The organism is Aquabacterium sp., from assembly GCF_021768455.1.
Lineage (GTDB): Bacteria > Pseudomonadota > Gammaproteobacteria > Burkholderiales > Burkholderiaceae_C > Aquabacterium.
Window position 1 is genome coordinate 1 of the sequence record NZ_JAIZVX010000159.1, and the last position, 9306, is coordinate 9306.

At 64.4% G+C, this 9306-nt stretch carries 8 protein-coding genes; 6 read left to right on the plus strand and 2 right to left on the minus strand.

From position 1 onward, the window contains the following. Positions 1 to 25: 25 nt before the first annotated feature. The gene (locus tag QZ994_RS16735) at positions 26 to 652 is read right to left on the minus strand and encodes a TetR/AcrR family transcriptional regulator (protein WP_290874254.1); all 627 of its coding nucleotides are present in this window, start codon (positions 650 to 652) and stop codon (positions 26 to 28) included. 309 nt (positions 653 to 961) lie between these two features. Between QZ994_RS16735 and QZ994_RS16740 the strand changes: the two genes are divergently transcribed. From QZ994_RS16740 to rimO, 6 genes are all read left to right on the plus strand, one after another. Next, complete coding sequence (locus QZ994_RS16740; protein ID WP_290874258.1) at positions 962 to 2380, plus strand: efflux transporter outer membrane subunit; 1419 nt, start codon at positions 962 to 964, stop codon at positions 2378 to 2380. Then, a complete protein-coding gene (locus QZ994_RS16745; RefSeq protein WP_290874262.1) occupies positions 2377 to 3969 on the plus strand; it encodes an MFS transporter in 1593 nt (530 codons plus the stop codon). Before QZ994_RS16740 ends, QZ994_RS16745 begins: the two co-directional genes overlap by 4 nt. 32 nt (positions 3970 to 4001) lie before the next feature. Further along, positions 4002 to 5081 (plus strand): HlyD family secretion protein, encoded by a 1080-nt coding sequence (locus QZ994_RS16750; RefSeq protein ID WP_290874265.1) that lies wholly within the window; start codon positions 4002 to 4004, stop codon positions 5079 to 5081. Between the two features lie 116 nt (positions 5082 to 5197). After that, positions 5198 to 5608: a heme-binding protein gene (locus tag QZ994_RS16755; RefSeq protein WP_290874268.1), complete on the plus strand. Its 411-nt coding sequence runs from the start codon at positions 5198 to 5200 to the stop codon at positions 5606 to 5608. Between the two features lie 16 nt (positions 5609 to 5624). Then, on the plus strand, positions 5625 to 6374 hold the full coding sequence (locus QZ994_RS16760; RefSeq protein ID WP_290874271.1) for an SDR family oxidoreductase: 750 nt from the start codon (positions 5625 to 5627) through the stop codon (positions 6372 to 6374). Between the two features lie 271 nt (positions 6375 to 6645). Next, entirely contained in the window at positions 6646 to 8061 is a 1416-nt protein-coding gene (gene rimO, locus QZ994_RS16765; RefSeq protein ID WP_290874274.1) for a 30S ribosomal protein S12 methylthiotransferase RimO, read from the plus strand. Positions 8062 to 8140: 79 nt separating this feature from the next. On the opposite strand, the gene QZ994_RS16770 is transcribed toward rimO, so the two are convergent. After that, positions 8141 to 9306: ROK family transcriptional regulator (locus QZ994_RS16770; RefSeq protein ID WP_290874277.1), on the minus strand; the 1166-nt coding region annotated here is incomplete at its 5' end.

The following is a 9306-nucleotide window of genomic DNA, read 5'->3' on the forward strand; positions in this document are numbered from 1 at the left end:
GGGGGGGCCGTGTGATGGGTGTCACTCATGTTCGATTTCCGTTTCTCGTGGTTGTGTCGCGTGGTGGCTTTTTGACTCGGGCACCGTAGGCGCGCAAAAGGGTGGATACGGCTGCGCGGGCCCACGTGTCCCGTTGCATCTCCGATGCGACAGCCTCCGGATGGGTCAGGCTCTCCATCTGTGCTTCGTGGCGGAGCATGCCGAGAAAATGGCCCGTGGCCATGTCGACGCCAATCTTGCTCAAGTCCAGTTCTTGGTGATCGGCAGCTCGCTCCAGGGTCCGACGGATCTGGCTGTGGATGACCCGGGGGCCTTTGGCATAAAAAGTTTTGCCGATGTGAGGAAAGCGGGGGGCCTCTGCCACCACGACCCTGAAGAGCGCAATGGCTTGGGGTGACAGCACGAGGTCCAGGTAGGCGCGGCCCAGTTCAGCAAGGCTGACTTCGAGGTCTCCTTCCACTGGCTGCAATGCTTGCAACTGGGCGTCGAAGAGCTGGCATTGGTGCTCGATGACAGCGAGGAACAAGGCCTCTTTGTTGGCGTAACGCGCATAGACCGTGGCTTTGGAGACCTTGGCCTGGGCCTGGATCATGTCCGTCGTGGCCGCGCTGAACCCGTGGGTCATGAACACGTGGGTGGCGGCGGCAAGCACAGTCAGTGCTTTGTCATCGCTTGTCTTTGGACTTGCCACGTTGGCTTTCCCTCAAAAGGGTATCAATCTATACCGATCGGTTTAGTTGTGTCAAGGGGATCTGATTTCCCCTTTGCAAATTGGGCAATTGGCTACTTATGCACTGATACTTTTGCTTCACTTGATACAGTACCGATCGGTTTAATCAACAACGAGGGTGCACATGACCCAGCAATCGGTGAACGAACAGGTGAATGCATGAGTGAATCAACTTGGCGTGGCGTCATGGCATACCGAGCGGTACTCCTGGCAATGCCTGCTGCATTGGGGATGGCCGGGTGTGCTGGCCCCAGAACCGACGGCCCTTCCACCGTGTCTTTCGATCCAGGCGAGGTGGCGCGACTTGCCGACCGCCAGGCACAGTTTGTGGCGAAAGCCCCTTTTCTGAAGGCCGATTCGGTGCCTCAGGATTGGGCTGCCTTGCTGGGGGACCCTGCTCTCGGTGAGCTGCTGGCACAGGCGCAAGCCCAAAACCTGGATCTCCAGATGGCTGCCAGCCGTGTGGCGCAAAGTGCTGCTGCCTTGGGCGTCACCCAGGCCCTGGGGCAGCCCCATACGGAGCTGGGTGGCAGTGTCACGCGCTCGGCCATCAGTGCCAACTCGCCATTGGCCAACCTGGGTGCCTACACCGGGGGCTTCAACCTCTGGGATGTGGGGGCACAGGTCAGCTGGGAGGTCGACTTCTGGGGCCATGTAGCCAGTTTGACGGAGGCTGCGCGAGCCCGGTGGCAAGCCAGCGCCTTGCATGTGGCGGCTGCGCGTTTGTCTGTGTCAGCCGAAGTCGCCAGGCAGCTTTTGCTGTTGCGTGAGGTGCAACAGCAAGTGCGCATCCAGAGCGAGCTTGCGGCCGTGGCTGCGCGCCGAGTGCAGCTGATGGAAAGCCGCCAGCGACACGGCATGGCCACCGCAGCAGAGCTGACGACGGCACAGGCCGATGCCCTGGCTGCCGAAGTGCCGCTGGCAGGGTTGCGACAGCAAGCGCAGTCCTTGCGCAATGGCCTGAGCCTGTTGTTGGGGCAGGTGCCGCACGCCCTGGATGCGCGCCTGGACGACGTGACGGACGTGGCGCCACCCGCCAGCTTGCCTGTGGGGGTGCCATCAGAGTTGGCTCGGCAGCGGCCAGATGTGCTGGAAGCGGAGGCTGACCTCCGCGCGGCTGTGGCGGATGTGTCGGCAGCACGATCTGACTTTTACCCGCGCATCACCCTGGGTGCCAGCTTGGGCCTGGAGGCCTTCAAGCTGCGCGATTTGGGGAGTTGGGATTCGCGCCAGTACAGCGTAGGCCCGGCGTTTTACCTGCCTCTCTTTGAAGGCGGCCGTTTGCGACAGACCCTCGTCTTGAGGGAGGCACGACAGCAGGAGGCTGCGTTGGCCTATCGGCGCACGGTGCTCAAGGCCTGGCAAGAGGTGGACGACGCGTTGACGCAGCAGGCAGAAGCCCGGCGTCAATGGCAGTTGTGGGAAGCCGCAGTGCAGCAGCGTTGGCAAGCTTTGCAGGCAGTGGAGCGCGCGCGCCGCGCAGGTGCTGCCGACGATCTGGCCGTGGCCGAGGCTCGCCGCGGTTGGCTGGTGGCCTCAGCGTCGCGGGTGGGGGCTGCCACACAAGTGAAGCTGGGTGCCGTGGCGTTGATGCGTGCGCTGGGTGGTGGCTGGACGCCGCCTGGATCGGATTCGGGGGCAGGCTCATGAGCGGCGCAGTCCCCGTCCCACCTTCCTCGCCCTCTCCGCCACCCCCACCGCCTCCTCCCCCCTTCAACGCCCGCCTTGCGACCGGGCTGTTGGGGATCCTCTTGGCGGCAATGGTCTCGGGCCTCAACAACCGGGTGCCAGGTCTTGCCATGCCCGACATCCGCGGCGCTCTGGGCTTTGGGCAGGACGATGCTTCCTGGTTGCAGAGCATGTACGCAGCCGGAGAACTGGCGGCCATGCCGTTTGCAACCTGGTTTGCCATCACGTTCTCGTTGCGGCGCTTTCACATGTGGATGCTGTCGTCGATGCTGGTGTTGGCATTGGTGATGCCATGGCTGCCAAGTCTGCCTCTGATGATTTTGGCAAGGGGCATCCAGGGGCTGATCGCCGGCACCTTGATTCCCTTGCTGATGATGTCAGCCCTGCGCTTTTTGCCGCCTCCCATCCGGTTGCACGGCCTGGCCTTGTACGCCATGACGGCCACGTTTGCGCCGAATGTGGCGGTGTGGCTGGCCGCCTGGTGCCTGGATGGGTTGCACGATTGGCGCTGGGCCTACTGGTTGGTGATCCCGCCGGGTCTGCTGGCTTTGGCCCTCGTGGGTTGGGGCATCCCGAAGATGCCGCTGGCTTTGCCACGCATGCGCCAGGCCAACTGGTTTGGCATGGGCCTCGGTATACCTGGCCTGGTCCTGTTGGCCCTGGCGCTCGACCAGGGCGTTCGACTCGATTGGCTGCATTCACCTGTGGTGCGTGCCTTGCTGATCCTGGGGGGCACGTTCACGGCACTCTTCCTGGTCAGTGAATGGCGGCACTCGGCACCCTTCATGCGGTTGCAGATGCTGTCTCGGTGTAACCTGGGCCTGGGCTTCAGCATCTTCTTTTGCCTGCTCATCACCTTGTCGGCCGGGGTGGCCTTGCCGGTGAACACGCTGGTGCATCTGCATGGATTTCGGATGTACGAGGTGGCGCCGCTGGGGCTGTCCATCGGCTTGCCGCAGTTGGTGCTGGGGCCAGCAGTGGCTTTGCTGCTCTACCAGCGATGGGTCGACGCTCGCCACCTCTTTGTCCTGGGCTTGCTGTTGATCGCCACCGCTTGCTGGATGGCCTCACAGATTGACCCGAGCTGGATGGTGCAGGAGTTTCACCTGATTCAGGTGCTGCAGGCTTTGGGACAGCCCCTTGCGGTGGTCTCGCTGCTGTTCCTCGGCACCAGCGTGGTTCAGCCCATGGAAGGGCCTTCGGTGGCCGGGATCATCAACACTTTGCGTGCCTTGGGCACCGTGTGCAGTGGCGCCTTGGTGGGCGAGTTGATGCATGTGTGTGGCAGCTTCCACGCCAGCGCCTTGGCTGATCAGGGTGCGCAGTGGATGGCTCGCGCCGGGGCCTTGGGGGCCGGGTACGCACCTTCATGGGGGCAAGAACTGGCAGAGCAGGTCACGGTTTTGGCCGCTGCAGATGTCTTCCGCCTCTTCGCCTTGCTGGCATTGCTTCTGATCCCTGGGGTGCTGTGCCTGCAGCACATCCCGGCGCCCAAGATTCCTCCTCGTCCACAACCTTCTGTTCAGCCACTCTCGCCCGCGAAGGGCTGAGTGACTTCATCCAACACGTCGAAAGATTCGCCATGTCGATCAACCTTCCTTCCCGCTTGGGCTTCCCTCTGTTGGCCATCGTGGCCGTGCTGGTGGCGGCCGGTGCTGCCTACGCCACATGGGGTCGTCCCGAGTCCGAGTCCACCAGCCAGGCCACGGACGATGCCCGCATCCAGGCAGATCTCACTGTGATGGCTTCTCAGGTGCCTGGCGTGATTGCCGAGGTGGCCGTGCAAGACAACCAGTCGGTCCAGGCTGGTCAATTGCTTTGGCGCCTGGATGACCGAGATCTGAAAGTGGCGGTGCGCCAGGCCGATGCCCGGGTTGCCAGTGCCCGAGCGGGCTTGGGCGCACTTGAGGCCCAGATCCTCCGCCATGCCAGCGAGGTGCAGGCAGCTCAAGCGACCCTGACCGCTGACCAGGCCAATCTGACACTGGCCCAGACCAATCGGCAGCGCTTTGGCGGCATGGCCCAGGATGGCTCTGGCACCCTGCAAGCACAACAGCAGTCTGACGTGCAGTGGCAGGTGGCGCGTGCTGCGCTCCAGCGCGATGAGGCTGTGCTCGAGTCCGCCAAGAAACAACTGGGAGTGTTGCAGGCAGAGCGTGAACGCGCGCAAGCCACACTCGCCAGCGCAGAGGCTGAGCGACAAGGCGCCGAGCTTCGCCTGAGTTACGCGCGCGTCACTGCGCCGGTGCCTGGCGTGGTGGCTTCGCGTTCAGCCCGCGTGGGCAGCTATGTGCAGGTGGGACAGCCTGCGGTGACCTTGGTGCCTTCGCAAGGCCTCTACGTGGACGCCCATTTCCGTGAAACGCAGCTGGCCCACATCCGCGAAGGGCAAGCTGTGACGCTGACTGTGGACGCTCTGCCCGGCGTGAAACTCAAGGGCCATGTGGCCAGCCTGGCGCCTGCCAGTGGCGCCAGCCTTTCGCCCATGGGCGCGCAAAACGCCACAGGCAACTTCACCAAGATCGTACAAAGGCTGCCTGTGCGCATCGAATTGGACGCCGATCAGGAGGCGCTTGCGCGTCTGCGAGTTGGCATGTCGGTACAGCCTCACATCGATGTTGCTGCGGCGGCACAGGCTGCTCCATTGAAAGGTCAACCATGAGGAAGTTTGTCTCTTCGGCTTTTTGCGGTCTGTGGGCGGGGGGCGCGATGCTCACAGGCGCGTCCGCTCCTGCGCAAACCCTTGGCGGCCACTCACAGTCTGAAGTGGCGCAGGTCGTGACCACTCAGCCCAATGTGGCTTTGGCGGCCGCGCGTCGCGTGGTGGCGGCGGCCCTTGCCGAGGCCCAGGAACACGGTTGGCGCATTGGCGTGGCCGTTGTGGACGCCAGTGGCGAACTCGTGGCTTTCGAGCGCGCAGACGGCGCTCAACTCATCACCATCTCCGTAGCACAAGGCAAAGCACGCACAGCTGCGCTTTTGAAAGCGCCTTCCAAGGCCTTTGAGGACTTCATCAACGGCGGACGCCCCAGCTTTTTGTCGACCCCGGGCGTGACGGCGCTGGAAGGTGGGGTGCCCCTTGTCTGGCGCGGGCAAGTGGTGGGCGCTGTTGGCGTCAGTGGTGCCCATGGCCCCAACGACACCCAGGTGGCTGAACGTGCCGCGGCAACCCTCTCAACCCAACCCTGAAGAACCGAGGCGAATCATGCAAGCTCTGAAAGACAAAACCCTGCTGGTCATAGGTGGCAGCTCCGGCATTGGCCTGCGTGTGGCCCACCAGGCTGCGGCCGAAGGGGCGCAGCTCATCCTGGCCGGACGCCGCCCTGATGCCTTGGCTGCGGCCCAAGCCGAACTTTTGCTGGCGGCCCGCGATCGTGGCCATGCCAACCCAGTTCGGCTCGTGGCCCAGGTCGATGCGCACGACCACGTGGGACTTCAAGCCATGTTTGACGGCTTGCCTCCCCTCGATCACGTCGTCTCCATGGTGGGAGATGTGATGGGAGGGGGCTTCCTGAAAGCTGACATGGCCGTGATCCGTCACGTCATCGAATCCAAGTTCTTCACCAACGTGCGCATTGGTCAGTTGGCCGCAGGCAAGTTGCGCGATGGCGGCAGCCTGGTGTTCACGGCGGGGACAGGTGGCCGCGCCCAGGACGCCTGTGCCAGCTACGTCGGCAACTTGGGGGTCAACGCGCTGGTTGAGGGGCTGGCTGCCGAACTGGCGCCACGGGTGCGGGTCAATTCGGTTTGTCCCACCTGGACGCTCACGCCGTTCTGGCGCGACGTGCCGCCGGAGCAGGTGCAGGCCATACGTGCCAGGTTCGAAACAAGCATCCCGCTCAAGCGACTTGCCACCATGGACGAACTGGCCAGTGCCTACGTTTTCCTGATGAAGAACGGTTTTGTGACCGGTCAGCATCTGGCGGTGGACGGCGGCATCATGCTGGGTGCGTGAACGACCACAGGGCGGCAGGAAGCCAAGCAGCGCCGCCCAAGCAACCTTGTCCGCCCCGGCAAGCCCTTGATCACGGTGACCGGGGTGCGGAGCTCGTCTGTGGCCAGCCCAGCCAGGGTATTCAGGCGGCAGGTCGCGCAGGATTTTGATGGCGTCGATGGCGGAGCTTTGAAGCCTTCGTCTCGACGAATCCTCTGGGCGCGGACACAAACATCCTGAGCAGCCTTAAAATACAGGCCCCACTCAGATGCCAGGTTGACCTGAAAACCCCATGACGACGAACACACGAGACGAGGTCAACACGGCCGCGGTGGCCCGCATCCCCAAGGTCGCCTTTGCCAGCCTGGGTTGTCCCAAGGCCCTCACCGACTCTGAACTGATCCTCACCCAGCTCCGTGCCGAAGGCTACGAAACCAGCAAGACCTTCGATGGTGCGGACCTGGTGATCGTGAACACCTGCGGTTTCATCGACGATGCCGTCAAGGAAAGCCTGGACACCATCGGCGAAGCCCTGGCCGAAAACGGCAAGGTCATCGTGACCGGCTGCCTGGGTGCCAAGTCCGGTCAGGATGGTGCCGACAACCTTGTGCGGCAGATGCACCCCAGCGTGCTGGCCGTGACCGGTCCGCATGCCACGCAGGAGGTGATGGACGCCGTGCACCTGCACGTGCCCAAGCCCCACGACCCCTTCATCGACCTGGTGCCCGAGGCCCGTGGTGTGGCCGGCATCAAGCTCACGCCCAAGCACTACGCCTACCTGAAGATTTCGGAAGGCTGCAACCACCGCTGCAGCTTCTGCATCATCCCCAGCATGCGTGGTGACCTGGTCTCGCGCCCGATTGGCGAGGTGCTGAGCGAGGCGCGCGCGCTGTTCGAGTCGGGCGTGAAGGAACTGCTGGTGATCAGCCAGGACACCTCGGCCTATGGCGTGGACGTGAAGTACCGCACCGGTTTCTGGGACGGCAAGCCCGTCAAGACCCGCATGTACGACCTGGCCGAGCAGCTGGGTGCTCTGGCCCGCGAGCACTGTGCCTGGGTGCGGATGCACTATGTCTACCCCTACCCGCATGTCGACGAGGTGGTGCCGCTCATGGCCCAGGGCCTGATCCTGCCTTACCTGGATGTGCCCTTCCAGCACGCCCACCCCGATGTGCTGAAGCGCATGAAACGCCCGGCCAACGGCGAGAAAAACCTGGATCGCCTGCGCCGCTGGCGCGAGATCTGTCCGGAGATCGTGGTGCGCTCCACCTTCATCGCCGGCTTCCCTGGTGAAACCGAGGAAGAGTTCCAGTACCTGCTGGATTTCCTGAAGGAAGCCGAGATCGACCGTGCGGGCTGCTTTGCCTACTCGCCCATCGATGGCGCCCCGGCCAACGCCCTGGAAGGCGCCCTGCCAGACGAGGTGCGTGAAGAGCGTCGCGCCCGCTTCATGGCCGTGGCCGAACAGGTGTCGATCGCCAAGCTGCAGCGCCGTGTGGGCGCGACCATGCAGGTGCTGGTGGACAGCGCTCCGGCTTTGGGGCGCCGTGGTGGTGTGGGCCGCAGCTACGCGGATGCGCCCGAGATCGACGGCACCGTGCGCCTCCTGCCGCCCGAGAAGGCCAGCAAGACGCTCAAGGTGGGTGAGTTCACCAAGGCCCGCATCGTGGCCGTGGAAGGGCATGACCTGATCGCGCTGCCAATCTGATCGGTGGCGCCTTCTGCCACACGTCGGCACGAACAAAAAAGGCACCCTTGGGTGCCTTTTTTCATGCAGGGGCCGAGGCTCAGGCGCCGAGCTTGAGGAAGAGTTCGCGGTCGGGGGCGAAGTTGGCGTAGAGCGGCATCAGCGCGCCACCGATGGCGCGGGCGTCCGAGCCGATGGTGCCGCCCAGCACGCTGGGCTGGAAGACCCCTTCCCAGTTGTACTGGCCCATGGCCTGCTGCACGGCCGGCAACAGCGCTGCCAGCAGGCCACGACTGAACGAGCCGTCGATGATCACGCCTTCCAGGTCCAGCAGGCAGGCCGTGCTGTTGATGGCCAGCGCCATCCCGCGGGCGGTTTGTGCCACCCACTCGGCGGTGACCGGCGCCCAGTCGCCTTGCAGGGCGCGCTCGTCGTAGGCGGCGGTCGGGTCCAGGCCGGCGCGTTCAAAGCCCTGTTCGAGGTTCACCAGGGAGGCCAGGCTCAGCAATTGAGCGGGTGACTGTGGCTGCTCGGGCGCCACCACGTTCAAGGGCAGGGAGCCCACGGCACCCGCGTTGCCATGCACGCCACCACGCAGGTGGCTGTCGATCACCAGGCCACCGCCAATGAAGGTGTCGACGAAGATGTAGAGGAACGTGGGCAGATTGCGGCCACGGCCTGCCACCAGTTCGGCCACGCAGGCGGCCGATGTGTCCTTCACAAAGTGAACCGGCAGGTCGGTGGTGCCTTGCATGCGCTGCGGGATGTGGACGGACTGCCACGTCGCAGCCTTGGATTCCGGCATGCCCAGCAGGGTCTGCCAACCGCCCAGCGAGAAGGGTGCGGCCACGCCCACCCCTTGCAGGCGCTCCGCCTTGGCGGCGCCGAGGGCTTCGGCCAGGTTGGTGCGCAACTGCTCCACCCGGTTGGCGATGGCGTCGAACAGGGTGTCGGGGTCAGGCCAGGCGTAGTCCAGCGTCAGGCGCTCGCGCACCCGGCCGGTGAAGTCGACCAGCAGGGCGTCCATGCTGCGCCGGCCGACCTTGATGCCGACCGAAAACGCACCGTCCGGGTTCAGCGCGATGGGCACCGAGGGCTGCCCCACCTTGCCACGCAGCGGCTGCTGCTTGAGCACCAGGTCTTCGTCGAGCAAGCGCTCGATGATGATCGACACCGTCTGCGCGCTCAGGTGGGTGAGCCGGGCCAGTTCGGCCTTGGGCAGCGCCCCGTGCATGCGGATGGCCTGCAGCACCACCCGCTCGTTGT